The sequence below is a fragment of the Rathayibacter sp. CAU 1779 genome (assembly GCF_054551755.1).
Window position 1 is genome coordinate 1,861,367 of sequence record NZ_JBTOLK010000001.1, and the last position, 14,733, is coordinate 1,876,099.

Here is a 14,733-nt window from a genome sequence, read left to right on the forward strand (position 1 = left end):
CTGTCGAAGGGTCGAAACCGATGGCCTTGCTGGTTTCGACAAGCTCGACCAGCGGTATCCCGACAAACGAGACGAAGAACGAGAGACGAAATGGGCATTCTGGGTACCGGAATCGAAGAGGGCCTGCTGCTCAAGCCGGTGAAGTACCAGTGGGCGATGGACCTGTACGACCAGGCAGTGGCCAACACGTGGTTCCCGAACGAGGTCCAGCTCGGCGAGGACATCGCCGACTTCAAGAAGATGACCGATGAGGAGCGTCATGCCGTGACGTTCCTGGTCAGCTACTTCAACCCGAACGAGCTGCTCGTGAACAAGGCGCTGGCGTTCGGCGTCTACCCCTACCTCAACGCGGCGGAGGCCCACCTCTACCTCGCGAAGCAGATGTGGGAGGAGGCCAACCACTCCATGTCGTTCGAGTACGTCCTCGAGACGTTCCCGATCGACCGCGAGGAGGCGTACGGCGCGCACGTCGAGATCCCGTCGATGGCGCGCAAGGAGGAGTTCGAGGTCAAGTTCATCCGGCGCATGCTGGAGCAGAAGCTCGACATCACCACCACAGAGGGCAAGCAGGACTTCATCCGCAACCTCGTGGCGTACAACATCATCCTCGAGGGCATCTGGTTCTACTCGGGCTTCATGGTGGCGCTGTCGTTCCGGCAGCGGAACCTGCTGCGCAACTTCGGATCCCTCATCGACTGGATCGTGCGCGACGAGTCGCTGCACCTCAAGTTCGGCATGAACCTCATCCTCACTGTGCTGGAGGAGAACCCCGACCTGCAGACGCCGGAGTTCGCCGCGGAGATCAAGCAGATGATCCTGGATGCCGTGGAGATGGAGGAGCAGTACAACAACGACCTGCTTCCCGGCGGCATCCTCGGCCTGAACGCCAACTACATCAACCAGTACGTCAAGTACCTCGCCGACCGTCGGCTCGAAGAACTCGGATTCGGCACCGAGTACAACGTGACGAACCCGGCGAAGTGGATGGCCGCCGCCAACGACACGCTCGAGCTGGTCAACTTCTTCGAGTCGATCAACACGTCGTACGAGTCGAACGCAAAGGCGAACAGCTGACGCCGGCTCCGTCTGAGCGTGGTGCCCGGTAGGGAAGGTCCGAACGACCTCCGTACCGGGCACAGTGCTGTGGCGCATGTGCGCTCCTGCGGCACTTCGTGTCGCCTTGCGGCGCGTCGTGTGCGATCCGCGGCGTGTCGCAACGGAATGCAGCCGGAACACACAGCCCGAGCGGCGGCGGGTGTCCGATTCAGGGCCTCGCCGCCGGCTGGGCTTCTCGTTCGGGGGATCCCTACCGCACCACGGCCGTGCGCAGGAACAGCCAGGTGCCGGCGAAGGCGAGCACGATGACGACGCCTGCAGCGACCGCGAGCCACCACAGCTGGAATCCCGCGAAGATCGTGCCGAGGTCGGGAACGATGAGGATCAGCGTGATGCCGAGGGCGACGAGAAGGCCGACGGCAAGCAGCTGAGGTCCGCGGCCGCCGAAGCGCACCCACGAAGCGGCGAACACGCCGCCGACGGCCAAGAACACGAGAGTTCCGAGGAAGACGGTGGCGAGAAGCCGCCAGGGATCCCCGGCGCCCAGCACGTAGATGTCGAAGACGTAGAAGCCGACGAACCAGTGATCGGTGGCGAGTTCCAGCCCGTTCAGAACGAGGAAGAGGACGGCGACATAGGCGGAGACGATGGCCTCCCAGGCCAGCGTTCCGAGAACGAAGGCACGCCTCGTGCATCCGAGGGTGAGGGCGAAGGGATACGTCATCGCCACGGACGCCACCCCGAAGTACACGAGGAACCCGCCGAGGGCGTACACGATGCCCGGATTGCTCTGGCTCGAGAGAACCCAGGCGTGCGAGCCGGGCTGGCTGCCGGCGCGCCAGAAGATGAGCGAGATCAGCACCGAGACGACGGCGACGATCCCGGCGATGAAGAGCGGGGTCAGGAACGTTCCCCGACGCTGGTTGAGATGCAGCCTGACGGCTGAGACGACGGTGTTCATCGGCGTGTGCCCTTCTCGGAGGGAGCTGTTGCGACGGCGGGCGTCGGGGCATCCGCACCGAACGCCGCGACGAGATCCTGCAGTGACGTGCGCGAGACCTGCACGCTCGCGGCTCTGGCCTCGCTGAGCAGGCCGGCGTCGGCGCCGCCTCGCACCGTCACGGACTTCAGCCCGGGAACGGCATGGCTGCTGAGCACGTCGAGCGGTGCGGCGAGCCGGTCGACGGCATCCGATGGCCCGCTGAGCATGAATGCCAGTTCCGGCACCGCCTCGCTCGCCGCGTCGATGCAGACGCGGCCGCGGTCGAGGATGACCACCCGGTCGAACAGCGCCTCCGACTCGTCGATGAGGTGTGTGGAGAGGATGATCGTGCGCGGATGCTTCGTGTAGTCGCGCAGCAGGATGTCGTGGAAGAACCATCGCGCCGTGACATCGAGGCCGAGGTAGGGCTCGTCGAGCAGCGTGATCGGCGAACGCGATGCGATGCCCAGCACGATGGCCACGGCGGAGAGCTGACCTCGGGAGAACTTCTTGATCGGCGTTTTCTCCGGAATGCGCAGCCCGTCGACGATCTCGGCGGCGACCTCCGCGCTCCAGTTCGGGGCGAAGGCCGGAGCGATGCGCAGCACGTGGTGGAGGCGGTAGCGGTCGGGGTATCGCTGGTTGTCGCGCACGAAGATGGTCCCCCGCAGTGCGCTCTCGTTCTCGAACGGCCGGTGACCGTCGATGGACACCGTGCCGGACGACGGCTTGTCCTGGCCCGCGACCAGCGACATGAGTGTGGTCTTGCCGGCTCCGTTGCGGCCGAGCAGCCCGAGGATGGATCCCTCGGGCACGGCGAGACTGACGTCGTCGAGAGCCTTCGCGCCGCCGTAGGCACGGGAGACGGACTGCAGTTCGATGGCGTTCGTCACGATCGACCCCCTTCTTCTTCGTCGAGCATCGAGTGGAGCTCGTGTGGTTCGATTTCCAGCATTCGTGCCTCGTCCAGCAACGGGCGGATGTATCGCGTGCGGAACTCATCGCGACGTAGTTTGCGCAAAAGGTCCAGTGCGCCGGGTGCCACGAACATGCCGATTCCCCGCTTCTTGTAGAGCGCGCCGAGGTCGACGAGCAGGTTGACGCCTTTGCTGGCGGTCGCAGGATTCATCTGATGGAACGTGGCGAAGTCTGTGGCCGACGGGACAGCGGTGTCCTCCGGGTACACGCCTGCCACGATGTCGTCGGCGATCTTGTCGGCGAGCTGCTGGAAGATCGGAGCATCTCCGGTGAACACATCATCATGTTAGTCCATTAGTCGACTAATGGACTAGTGGGCAAGGAACTTTTTCGAATCCGTGTCTGTCGCGGCATCCGCGCCGTCGCGCGGCGTTCCGGCGTCCGCGATTCCTCCGGCTGCGGTTCGTCGTCTATCCCTGTGTGAAGACGACGACAGCAGCTGCAAGGTCAGCTCCGACGACGGCCGCCGGTGAGGCCGACGCGACGGCGCGGACGACGGCTCGGGATCTTTCCGCCGAGCGCCTCAACCGTGCCCACTGGGAGGCTGTGGCCCGCGGCGAACCGACGTCGTGGGAGGAACTCGGCACCGAGCCGGTCGGCGTGGCAGCCGAACGGGCCGAGCATCCGTCAGGCCTCCGGTTGACGCCGGCCGCGACCTCTGCACGCGGCCCGCGCCCCGGGCGCGCTGGCGCATCCGCCGGCCCGGCTTCGTCCCGCGTCGAGTCTCGCACCGGCTCGGATGCCGTCATCCTCGCGATCCACGGCGGCGGTTTCGTGAGCGGATCCGCGAGCACCCACCGGCGCATGTTCGGCCACCTGGCGGTGGCGAGCGGCGTTCCCATCTTCGCGGTCGAGTACGGACTCGTCCCCGAGCACAGGTTCCCTTCGCAGGCGGACACGGTCTTCGCGGCCTATCGCGAGCTGATCGCATCCGGCGCGCAGCGCTCCCCAGGGCAGGCACGGCGCTCTCGCGGGCACGAGCATCCGTCGCGCGTGGGCCGGCAACGCTCCAGGGATCACGCACGACGGCCCGGGTTGCGACGGATCGCCGTCGTCGGCGACTCGTGCGGAGCGACGCTCGCCATCGGTCTGGCAGCCCGCGCCCGCGACGAGGGTCTGCCGATGCCGGCGGGGCTCCTGCTCCTCTCCGCGTGGACGGATTTCGAGGCGACGGGCGGCTCCTACGCGACCGGGTCCGATCCGTTCTTCACGCGCGACGTGGTCCGTGCGCTGGCTGCGGACTATCTGGCCGGCCGGGATCCGCGGGACGCGGCCGCTGCCCCGTTGTTCACGGATCTCCACCGCTTTCCTCCGACCTACCTTCAGGTCGGTGCCGAGGAGTCCCTGATGGATGACAGCACCAGGCTCGCCGAGCGGATGCGCGAGGCGGGAGTACAAACACGACTGGACGCGTATGACGGCCAGCTGCACACCTTCCAGATGACGGCGGGACGGACCATGGTCGCGGATGACGCGATCGCAGAGGCAGCGACATGGTTGCGGTCGATACTGAACGTGTGACGCCGGACCGGGGTGACCTCGCACAGGGGAGCAGCGACGCGACCGGCACCTTCGACGACGCTGTCGTGTCGCTCAGGCAGGAACTCGTCGCCCACGCCTACCGCATGCTCGGTTCATGGGACGACGCCGAGGACGCGGTCCAGGAGACGCAGCTGCGTGCATGGCGCGCATGGGACCGCTTCGACCACCGCTCGTCGGTGCGTACGTGGCTGCACAGCATCGCGATCAACGTCTGCCTCGACGTCCTGCGCTCCCGATCGCGTCGTGTGCTGCCGTTGGAGCTGCGACCGGACGACGACGTTCCGAGCGCCGTCGACGCATCCGCCCGCTGGGTTCAGCCCGCGCCAGGCGCCGGCGACGACCTCAGGCTCGCGTTCATCGCCGCGCTCCAGCTGCTCGGTCCGCGTCAGCGTGCCGTGTTCCTGCTGCGCGAGGTGCTGGACTTCTCCGCAGCCGACGTCGCTCTGATGCTCGATACCACCGTCGCCGCGGTGAAGAGCTCCCTGCAGCGCGCGCGAGCGCGGCTCGGCAGCGAAACGCGCACACCCGACGACGTGGTCGAACCACTCGATCCGGTGGCACGTCGCCTCCTGGATGTCTACATCACCGCGTTCCAGAGCGGAGAGGTCGGCCCGCTCCTCGCCGTGCTGAGGGCAGACGCCTCCCTCGAGCTGATCCCGTCCGGCGACTCCTTCCGCGGACGGGACGCCTGTGCATCCGTCTTCGAGGGGGCCGTCGGTCGACCGGGCGAGTGGGCGATGCATCCGGCCATGGCGAATGGCCAGCCGGCGGCGCTCGTCACATGGAAGGGCGGCCGATACGGTGTTGCGGTGCTGGACGCGCGCGTGGACGGAATCGCGCGGGTCTCCGTCTTCGAGGGCGCGACGTTCATGCGCTGAGGTACCGGCGCGTGGCGAGCGTCCGTTCGACGCTCGTCCAGGCCATCGACACGGCCAGGTACACGGATGCCGCCACGGGCGCCAGAGCGGCGAAGACCACGCTGAGCAAAGGCAGCCAGCTGAGGGCGCGCGCGAGTCGCGTCGGTTCGGGAGCACCTGGATCCATCAGCCGTGCGGTGCGGACGGCGAAGTGCCGAGACGCGACCGCGACCGCCGCGATAACGATGAGCAGCACCAGCGGGAGCAGCAGCTGGCCGACGGCTCCTGCCGCCGCGAGCCCGGCGAAGGACGCCCCGAGCGGCGTCGAGAGAACGGTGTGCGCGAGCAGCGCGTTCGCCTGCCCCGCGATGGTGGCCCGGGTGAAGACGCCGTAGACGACGGAGATGATCGGGACTTGGAGCAGCGCCGGCAACATTCCGGCGAACGGCGAGACGCCCTCCGCCTTGTAGAGCTCCTGCGTCTTGCGGGCGAGCAGCGGCCCGTCCTTCGCATGCCGTTTCTGCAGCTCGCGAAGTCTCGGCGCGAGCCTGGCGCGAGCGACCTGGGCACGCGCGGACGAGAGGCCGACCGGAATGAGGGCCCCGCGCACGGCGAGCGTGGCGATCGCGATGGCGACGAGCACGGCGACGCCGACCGGCACCGCGCCGGCGATCGTGTCGGCCATCGAGGCGATGAGAGCGGATGCTCCGCTCAGGGCCGCCGCGAACGGCGGGAAGGAGAAGGGGTCCATGAAGTGAGTCCTGACGTCTCGGAAGAAAGGGCGGTACGACGCGCAGAGCGCATGCCGCGCGTGCGGTGAGCGGCGCAGGACGCCGACGTGAGACGAAGGCTCAGAGGTGCGGCGTCGTCAGGACGCCGTCGACGGAGGCCGCGGACGCATCATGGCGCGGGCATCCGTATGCGTGGGGGATACCTTCACCGTGGCGTCAAGCCAGGCGTCGCGAGCCGAGGCGACGCGGACGGGACGTGATCGCGCGGTCGTGCGCGCGAGCATCCGCACTGCTGCGGTCGCCACGGCTGCGGTGAGTGCTGCCGCCAGCAGCAGGCTTGCGGCAGTTCCCGGCGTCACCGCGAACCCGGCGACCGCGACGAACGCGGCCAGCAGCACGGGAACACGGCGACGGAGCATGCGCCGATCGTAGCCTGATCGACCGTCGGAACGCGCCGTGCGTTCGGGCGGCGTTCCGCCTCCCAACGCGGCGGGTCGACTCCGTCGTGCGGCGTGTCGTCCCGGAGTGCCGCGCGAGCGAACGCTGGGTCAGGCCTCCACGTGCATCCGGAAGTCATAGCGTGCCGGCGGCGGGAACTCACGAGCCGCGCGGGCGCGCAGCGAGTGGTCCGGCGCAACGCCCTCGAGCGCTGCCAGCCGGGCCGCCTGATAGTCCAGCCAGAGGCCGTCGAGCGAGGCCTCGCCCTCTTTGAGGTCCGCGATCTCGATGCCGTCGTCGAGGAGCCGTCCGCAGCGCTCGACGTCGCCGACCGCGAGGGATGCCCGCGCCTCCGAGTAGCGGATCCGTCCGTCGGCGCGCTGAGCGGCATCCAGCGACTCGATGACGGCCAGGGCATCGGCGGCTCGCCCCGTGTCCAGCAACTGGCCGATCGCCTCGATGCTGAGCGGGAGCAGCTGCGGGAGCAACGTGCGCGCGTGCGCGTAGGCATCCGTTGCCGCAACGGGATCGCCGTCCCGCATCGCGGCGACCGCGAGGTTCCGCCAGGCCCAGCCGTTGTCCGTGTCTGCGACGGATGCGCGCCACGCGGCGGTCGCCGCGCCCCAGTCTCCACGGGCGACGGCGAGCATTCCGTCGTGGAGCCGCGCGAGCCATCCATCGGTCGCGTTCACCGCGGCAGCCCAGGCTTGGTCGACCTGGTACGACAGCGGGGGCACCGCCGGGTCGGGCGATGCGTCGGCTGAAGAATCACGGGACGCGTCGGCGGACGGCACAGCGGATGAGCCGGCCCGCGAGGCCCGGTCCAGCGCCGCCAGCCACCACTCCTGCTCCGGTCCGAGGTCGCTCGCCGGGAACGGGGTGTCGGCGGTGGACAGCGCCGGCACTCCGGCTCTCGTACGACGGGCATCCTCGAGTGCGCCCCATCCGGATGCCCGCTGCAGCACGTCCACGACCTCCTCGTCCCGCTCGTCGCGCGCCTCTTCGCGCGCGAGCACCTGCGGGGCACTCGCCTGCTCCACGGCCTTCGCCGCGGCGGCGACGGCGTCGCTCCAGGAGCCGTTCACGGCATCCGCCTCGGATTCCGCGAGGCCGTACACCTCCGTCCAGCGCCACGACGTGTTCGCCGGCATCGGCAGGTGCTCCAGCTGGGTGCGGGCGAGGCCCGCCTGGATCTCGAGGTACGGATGCTCGCCCTCCGTGAGCCAGCGCTGCCAGTGCGCGCTGCCCGGCCCGGATCCCCAGAGGAACAGCTTGCGTCCGCGCAGCCGAGGCGTCGACGCGTGGAACAGCCCGGAGCCGTCGCCGTCGAGCGCGGCGATCCACGGCACCGCGGCGCGGCCCAGCTCGAAGAAGTAGTCTGCGGCATCCCTGGACCGCGTCGTGTAGCTGCGGTCGACGCCGTCTCCGGCCGCGTCGGGGAACGGCACGACCGACAGCGTGCCCTCGTAGCCGAACCGGTACGCGGACTCCGCCGGGGCGAGGACGCGAACGTCGTCGCGCTCAGGCACCGCGATGTTGGACCACCAGTACACGGGCACTTCTGCATCCCGCGGATTGCGGATCGTCACCGACACCACGAGCAGCGGCGCATCCGGGGCGAGCGACGCGTCGATGCGCACGACGAGGCCGCGCATCCGCTCGTACTCGTACATGCGCAGCACCTCGGTGCCGTCCGCACGTCGCACGCGAACGGTGTGCAACGGCGAGCACGTGAGCGGCCAGTGACCGGTCGTGCCGAGGTTCCATTCCACGCCGCCTGCGAACCACGCGTTGCGCAACGCCAGGTTGGCCGGACGGAACACCGGGTTTCTGTGCAGCAGCTCACGCCCGGTGCGCTTGTCGACCAGCGACCACAGTCTGCCGCCGAGTCCGATCAGGAACTCGGCACGCATCCGATCGTCTTCCAACACCGCGATCGGATGCGCTCGCTCGGCCGTCTCGCGCGTGTAGCCGTCCTGCATCAGGTACGGCAGCACGGTGTCGACCTTGCCGTAGCCGAGACCGAATCGCAGCTCGTCGTCGAGACCGTCGCCGTCGACATCCTTGTGCAGGTCACCGCTCCCCGCGATGGGAGGCAGCGGATCGGTCGGTCCGAGATCGCCTGACGGCATCGTGATCTCGTCGAGGACCACCCGGGCTGTTGTGCTCATGGTCGCCCATGCTGTCAGAGCCGCGCGCACGCGCCGAAGTCCGCGCACGGATCTTGCGCGAACGCGCATCGAAATGCACGGATCGAGACCTATGCGTTTCCATCGAGTAACGATCCGGTGAGCGATCCCGACCCTTACGGCGGATGTCGATTCGTCGTGTGTTAGGACATAAGAACCCCTGAATACGCATCGTGATCTGTGCGTGTTCGAAGGGATGATCCACTTTCAACGGTCAGTAGAGAGGCCTTCACCGAATGAAATCGGCATCTAATCGCCGCGCCCGCGTCCTGCTGGGCGTCTCGGCGCTCGCCGTATCCGCCCTCGCACTCACCGGATGCTCCGGCTCCGGCGGCTCGAGTGCCGGCGGTTCCATCACGATCGGCACGACCGACAAGACGACCAGCCTCGACCCGGCCGGCTCGTACGACAACGGATCGTTCGCCGTGATGAACCAGGTGTACCCGTTCCTGATGAACACGCCCTACGGCAGCCCGGACGTCAAGCCGGACATCGCGAAGTCCGCGTCGTTCACCTCGCCGACGGAGTACACGGTCAAGCTGAAGAGCGGACTGAAGTTCGCGAACGGTCACGATCTCACCTCATCCGACGTGAAGTTCACGTTCGACCGCCAGCTGAAGATCAACGACCCGAACGGTCCAGCCTCGCTGCTCGGCAACCTCGCCAGCGTGTCGACGCCGGACAAGCTGACCGCGGTGTTCCACCTGAAGGTCGCGAACGACCAGACGTTCCCGCAGGTGCTCTCGAGCCCGGCAGGTCCGATCGTCGACGAGCAGGTCTTCTCGGCCACCAAGGTCACCCCGGACACCACGATCGTCAAGGGCGACGCGTTCGCGGGTCAGTACTACATCAAGTCGTTCAAGGTGAACAGCCTGATCCAGTTCAAGGCGTTCGACGGCTACGACGGCCTGCTCGGCAAGCCGAAGACCGACACGGTCAACATGAAGTACTACACGAGCGCGCCGAACATGAAGCTCGACATCCAACAGGGCGGCATCGACGTCGCCTACCGCCAGCTTTCGGCGACCGACATCGCGAGCCTGCGCTCCGACAAGAAGGTCAAGATCGTCGACGGCCCCGGCGGCGAGATCCGCTACATCGTGTTCAACTTCAACTCGATGCCGTACGGTGCCAAGACCGCGGAGGCCGACCCGGCCAAGGCGCTCGCCGTTCGCCAGGCTGCCGCGGACCTCATCGACCGCAAGGCCATCGCGAGCCAGGTGTTCAAGGACACCTACACCCCGCTGTACTCCTACGTTCCGCAGGGCCTCACCGGCGCCACCGAGTCGCTCAAGTCGCTCTACGGCGACGGCAGCGGCGGCATCTCGCTCGACAAGGCGAAGAAGACGCTGCAGGATGCCGGCGTCAGCACGCCCATTGCGCTCAGCCTGCAGTACACGCCTGAGCACTACGGCCCGTCGTCCTCTGACGAGTACGCCCTGATCAAGGACCAGCTCGAGACCGGCGGCCTGTTCAAGGTCAACCTGCAGTCCACCGAGTACGTGCAGTACTCGAAGGATCGCGTCGCCGACGTCTACCCGGCCTACCAGCTCGGCTGGTTCCCGGATTACTCGGACGCGGACAACTACCTCACCCCGTTCTTCTCGAAGGACAACTTCCTGGCCAACCACTACGACAACCCCGACGTGCAGAAGCTGATCACGCAGCAGGTCGGCACGACGGACAAGGCGGAGCGCACGAAGCTCATCGAGCAGATCCAGGACAAGGTGGCGCAGGATCTCTCCACGCTGCCGATGCTCCAGGGCTCCCAGGTGGCGGTCGTCGGCTCGGACGTCGAGGGGCTCACGCTCGACGCGTCGTTCAAGCTGCGTATCGCGTCGATCTACAAGAAGTAAGTAAGGTTCGAGAGCGGGCGGCAGTCACGTGACGCCGCCCGCTCTCGAAGCGTTCCATCCTCGCCGGTGCCGGTGCGCGACGAAGTCGCGGTCCGGATCGGTGGGCCCGTCGTCACGACGGGCTTCAAACCGAAGAAGCCTATGACAGCCCTTCTCGACGAGCCGGATCCGGTTCTGCCGGCCGCGCCGCAAACATCCGCTCGAACGGGTCGCCGTGGTGGCGGCCTGCTGCGGTACATCATCATCCGCTTCCTGCTGATCATCCCGACGGTGTTCATCCTGGTGACCGTCGTGTTCTTCCTGATGCGCTCGACCGGAGACCCGATCACCGCCGCGCAGGGAGGCCGCCTCCCGCCTGACGAGCTGGCCAGGCGCATCCACGAGGCCGGCTACGACCGGCCGCTGATCATTCAGTACTTCGAGTACCTCGGGCAGATCTTCACCGGGAACTTCGGCACGACCTTCAGCGACCATCAGCCCGTCACGACCGTGCTCGTCACGTACGGCGCCGCGACACTCGAGCTCGCGTTCTACGCGCTGATCGTCGCCTTCATCGTCGGCATCCCGCTCGGCATGCTCGCCGCGTACTTCCGCGACAAGGGCTGGGATGCGGCCCTGCGCATCTTCGCCATCCTCTGCTACGCGACGCCCGTCTTCTTCGCGGGCCTGCTGCTCAAGCTGGTCTTCTCCGTGTGGCTCGGATGGCTGCCCGTCTCCGGACGCGCCACCACCGGCGACGAACTCACACTGCAGTCGCTCGACCATCCCACCGGCATCTACCTGATCGACGCGTTCCAGACCGGGGATCCGGCCATCATCGGTGATGTTCTCGCGCACGCGGTGCTGCCGGGCATCGCGCTTGGATTCCTCACCGCAGGCGTCTTCCTGCGGCTCGTGCGCACCAACGTGATCAGCACGCTGTCGACGGACTACGTGGCATCCGGTCGTTCGCGCGGCGTCAGCGAGTTCCGGCTCGTGCGCAAGCACGCGTACCGGCCGGCGCTCATCCCGATCATCACCGTGATGGGGCTGCAGATCGCGCTGCTGCTCGGCGGAGCTGTGCTCACCGAGACCACCTTCGAATGGAAGGGACTCGGATTCCAGCTCGCGCAATATCTGCAGGCGCGCGATTACGTGGCTGTGCAGGGCATCGTCGCCATGCTCGCCGTCATCGTCGCCATCACGAACTTCGTGGTCGACGTGATCGCCGCGCTCATCGACCCGAGAGTGAGGTACTGACATGGCGAACACAGCCACCGTGCCCACCGTTCGAGCGCCGAAGCGCAGCATCTGGTCGCGCCTGCCCGTCGTGCACCAGCTGCGGCAGTCGGTCGGCGTGCAGCGGGGGATGCTCGTCACGGGCCTTGTCATCACCGCGGTGTTCATCCTGGTGGCGCTGTTCGCGCCACTGATCGCGCCCTACGGATTCGCTCAGTTGCATGGCTCCAACGGCGAGGACTTCGGGTCACAGCAGGCGCCGAGCGCCGCTCACATCTGGGGCACCACCGTCGGCGGTTACGACGTGTTCTCCCGCGTGCTCTGGGGTGCGCAGACGGCAGCCCTCGTGATCATCGTCGCCGTCGTGCTGTCGATCTTCATCGGCGTGCTGCTCGGACTGGTCTCCGGATACCTGGGCGGATGGATCGACCGCGTGCTGGTCGTCGTCTGCGATGCCATCTACGCGTTCCCGACCCTGCTGCTCGCCATCGTGATGTCGATCGTCATCTCCGGCGGCCAGTCCGGTCTGTGGTCGGGCATCTTCGCCGCGGCCATCTCCATCACCGTCGTCTACATTCCGCAGTACTTCCGTGTCATCCGATCCGAAGTGGTGCGCATCAAGTCCGAGGCGTACGTCGAGTCGGCGAAGGTGATCGGCGCCTCGACCGGACGCATCATGTTCAAGCACGTGTTCCGCAACTCGACGCGCACCCTGCCGTTGATCTTCACGCTGAACGCCTCGGAGGCCATCCTCACGCTCGCCGGACTCGGATTCCTCGGATTCGGCATCGAGCCGACGTCCGCGAGCGAGTGGGGCTACGACCTCAACAAGGCCATCGCCGACGTGACGAGCGGCATCTGGTGGACGGCGCTGTATCCGGGCCTCGCGATCGTGCTGGTCGTGCTCGGCATCACGCTCGTCGGCGAGAGTCTCAACGACCTCGCGGATCCGCGGTTGCGCGGCAGGCGAGCGGTCGCCGCGGCATCCGGTGAGACGGCGGACATCAGCGTCGTACCAGGCGGACCGAACATGGCGCCAGGCGGCCTGGAAGGGCTCGAACCGGGAGCAGGCATCGAGGAACAGGGAATCGAGGTGCGCGAGTGAACGCGACGAACGCGCAGAGCCCGGCACAGGCATCCGGTGCCGCAGCGGACGAGGCCCGGGACGCCGTGCGCATCGACGACCTCACCGTGTCGTTCTCGACCGACGCCGGCGCGGTGAAGGCCGTCGACGGCGTGAGCCTGCACGTCGCCCCTGGCGAGGTGCTCGCCATCGTCGGCGAATCCGGCAGCGGCAAGACCGTGACCGCTCGCACGATCCTGGGGCTCCTGCCTGAGACCGCGACCTCGTCCGGCGCAGTGCTGCTCAGCACGGCGCGCGGCCAGGTGGACGTCGTCACGATGACGAACAAGCAGCTGAGGGCCGTGCGCGGTCCGGCCGTGTCGATGGTGTTCCAGGAACCGTCCACGGCGCTGAATCCCGTCTTCAAGGTGGGCTGGCAGATCGCGGAGGGGCTTCGTGCCCACGGCAGGATCTCCAAGAAGGATGCGCGCGCGCAGGCGATCGACATCCTCCGCAAGGTGGGCATCCCCGATCCGGAACAGCGCGTCGACTACTACCCGCACCAGTTCTCGGGCGGGCAGAAGCAGCGCATCGTCATCGCGATGGCGCTCGTGCTCGGACCGCGCCTGATCGTGGCGGACGAGCCGACAACGGCGCTCGATGTCACGGTGCAGGCCGAGATCCTCGACCTGCTGCGCCGCTGCCGCGTCGAGTTCGGCTCGGCCATCGTGCTCATCACCCACAACATGGGCGTCGTGGCCGACCTCGCCGACCGCGTGGCGGTGATGTACAACGGCAAGCTCGTGGAGGAGGCGGATGTCTCGACCCTCTTCGCCGCGCCGCGTGAGGACTACACGAAGCGGCTGCTGGCCGCGGTCCCGCGCATCGGGGAAGGCACGGTCACCGCCAGGGAGCGCGCGGAGGCTCGTTCCGAGGGCTGGGCGGACGCCGAGCCGGTCGTCAAGGCATCCGGACTGCGGATCCAATACCCAGGGCGCATCGGGCAGCGCGGATTCGTCGCCGTGGACGGCGTCGACTTCGCCATCCGTCCCGGCGAGGTGCTGGGACTCGTTGGCGAGTCCGGATCCGGCAAGACCACCATCGGACGCGCCATCGCCGGCCTCACGAGGGTGACGGGCGGATCGCTCTCCGTGCTCGGACACGAGATGAACGGTGTGCACGAGCGCGCGTTCCGTCCCGTCAGGGACCGGATCGGATTCGTGTTCCAGGATCCCGCGTCGAGCTTCAACCCGTTGCTGACCATCGCCCAGTGCGTCGCCGAGCCCTTCATCGTGCACGGCAAGGCGGAGAAGGCCGCGGATGTCAGGCAACACGTGGACGAGCTCCTCGAGGCCGTGCAGCTGCCCCGGTCCTATGGCGACAGGTATCCGCACGAGCTGTCGGGCGGACAGCGTCAACGCGCCAGCCTGGCCAGGGCCATCGCGCTCAAGCCGCCGCTGCTCATCGCCGACGAGCCGACGAGCGCGCTCGACGTCTCCGTGCAGCAGCGCGTGCTCGAGGTGTTCGCCGACCTCCAGAGGAACTTCGGCTTCGCGTGCCTGTTCATCAGCCACGACCTCGCGGTCGTCGACCTCGTGGCCGACCGGATCGCCGTCATGCACCACGGCCGGCTGGTCGAGGAGGGCACAGGCGAACAGGTGCTGGGAGCGCCGCAGGATCCCTACACGCGCCGGCTGCTGGCATCCCTCCCGGTGCCCGACCCGGCGGAGCAGGCGAAGCGGCGCGCGGCGCTGCAGGAGCTCGTGACCGGGGTCTAGGACCTCGCGCGCACCGCCGGTTGAGCCTGTCGTAACCACACCAGC

13 protein-coding genes are annotated in these 14,733 nt (G+C 67.7%); 7 read left to right on the plus strand and 6 right to left on the minus strand.

Annotated elements, in window-relative coordinates; genetic code table 11:
* The first annotated feature begins 90 nt into the window (after positions 1–90).
* On the plus strand, positions 91–1,074 hold the full coding sequence (locus tag ACX9R5_RS08560) for a ribonucleotide-diphosphate reductase subunit beta (RefSeq protein WP_459408557.1): 984 nt from the start codon (positions 91–93) through the stop codon (positions 1,072–1,074).
* 232 nt (positions 1,075–1,306) lie between these two features.
* On the opposite strand, the gene ACX9R5_RS08565 is transcribed toward ACX9R5_RS08560, so the two are convergent.
* From ACX9R5_RS08565 to ACX9R5_RS08575, 3 genes are read right to left on the minus strand one after another with little or no spacing between them, the layout of a single operon-like run.
* Positions 1,307–2,017 (minus strand): hypothetical protein, encoded by a 711-nt coding sequence (locus tag ACX9R5_RS08565; RefSeq protein WP_459408558.1) that lies wholly within the window; start codon positions 2,015–2,017, stop codon positions 1,307–1,309.
* Entirely contained in the window at positions 2,014–2,931 is a 918-nt protein-coding gene (locus ACX9R5_RS08570) for an ABC transporter ATP-binding protein (protein WP_459408559.1), read from the minus strand. Before ACX9R5_RS08570 ends, ACX9R5_RS08565 begins: the two co-directional genes overlap by 4 nt.
* On the minus strand, positions 2,928–3,293 hold the full coding sequence (locus ACX9R5_RS08575) for a GntR family transcriptional regulator (protein ID WP_459408560.1): 366 nt from the start codon (positions 3,291–3,293) through the stop codon (positions 2,928–2,930). Before ACX9R5_RS08575 ends, ACX9R5_RS08570 begins: the two co-directional genes overlap by 4 nt.
* Before the next feature lie 143 nt (positions 3,294–3,436).
* On the opposite strand from ACX9R5_RS08575, the gene ACX9R5_RS08580 reads away from it, so the two are divergent.
* Complete coding sequence (locus tag ACX9R5_RS08580) at positions 3,437–4,537, plus strand: alpha/beta hydrolase (protein ID WP_459408561.1); 1,101 nt, start codon at positions 3,437–3,439, stop codon at positions 4,535–4,537.
* A complete protein-coding gene (locus ACX9R5_RS08585; protein ID WP_459408562.1) occupies positions 4,534–5,436 on the plus strand; it encodes an RNA polymerase subunit sigma-70 in 903 nt (300 codons plus the stop codon). Before ACX9R5_RS08580 ends, ACX9R5_RS08585 begins: the two co-directional genes overlap by 4 nt.
* On the opposite strand, the gene ACX9R5_RS08590 is transcribed toward ACX9R5_RS08585, so the two are convergent.
* From ACX9R5_RS08590 to ACX9R5_RS08600, 3 genes are all read right to left on the minus strand, one after another.
* Positions 5,426–6,166, minus strand: coding sequence for a YidC/Oxa1 family membrane protein insertase (locus tag ACX9R5_RS08590; RefSeq protein WP_459408563.1), 741 nt, complete (start codon positions 6,164–6,166; stop codon positions 5,426–5,428). The genes ACX9R5_RS08585 and ACX9R5_RS08590 overlap by 11 nt on opposite strands.
* Before the next feature lie 117 nt (positions 6,167–6,283).
* A complete protein-coding gene (locus tag ACX9R5_RS08595) occupies positions 6,284–6,565 on the minus strand; it encodes a hypothetical protein (protein ID WP_459408564.1) in 282 nt (93 codons plus the stop codon).
* 129 nt (positions 6,566–6,694) lie between these two features.
* The gene (locus ACX9R5_RS08600) at positions 6,695–8,755 is read right to left on the minus strand and encodes a DUF5107 domain-containing protein (RefSeq protein WP_459408565.1); all 2,061 of its coding nucleotides are present in this window, start codon (positions 8,753–8,755) and stop codon (positions 6,695–6,697) included.
* A 254-nt stretch (positions 8,756–9,009) separates the two neighbouring features.
* Between ACX9R5_RS08600 and ACX9R5_RS08605 the strand changes: the two genes are divergently transcribed.
* From ACX9R5_RS08605 to ACX9R5_RS08620, 4 genes are all read left to right on the plus strand, one after another.
* Positions 9,010–10,629 (plus strand): ABC transporter substrate-binding protein, encoded by a 1,620-nt coding sequence (locus ACX9R5_RS08605; protein ID WP_459408566.1) that lies wholly within the window; start codon positions 9,010–9,012, stop codon positions 10,627–10,629.
* Positions 10,630–10,770: 141 nt separating this feature from the next.
* Complete coding sequence (locus tag ACX9R5_RS08610) at positions 10,771–11,868, plus strand: ABC transporter permease (protein WP_459408567.1); 1,098 nt, start codon at positions 10,771–10,773, stop codon at positions 11,866–11,868.
* 1 nt (position 11,869) lies between these two features.
* A complete protein-coding gene (locus tag ACX9R5_RS08615) occupies positions 11,870–12,952 on the plus strand; it encodes an ABC transporter permease (protein ID WP_459408568.1) in 1,083 nt (360 codons plus the stop codon).
* A gap of 65 nt (positions 12,953–13,017) precedes the next feature.
* A complete protein-coding gene (locus ACX9R5_RS08620; protein ID WP_459409054.1) occupies positions 13,018–14,688 on the plus strand; it encodes a dipeptide ABC transporter ATP-binding protein in 1,671 nt (556 codons plus the stop codon).
* Positions 14,689–14,733: the final 45 nt, after the last annotated feature.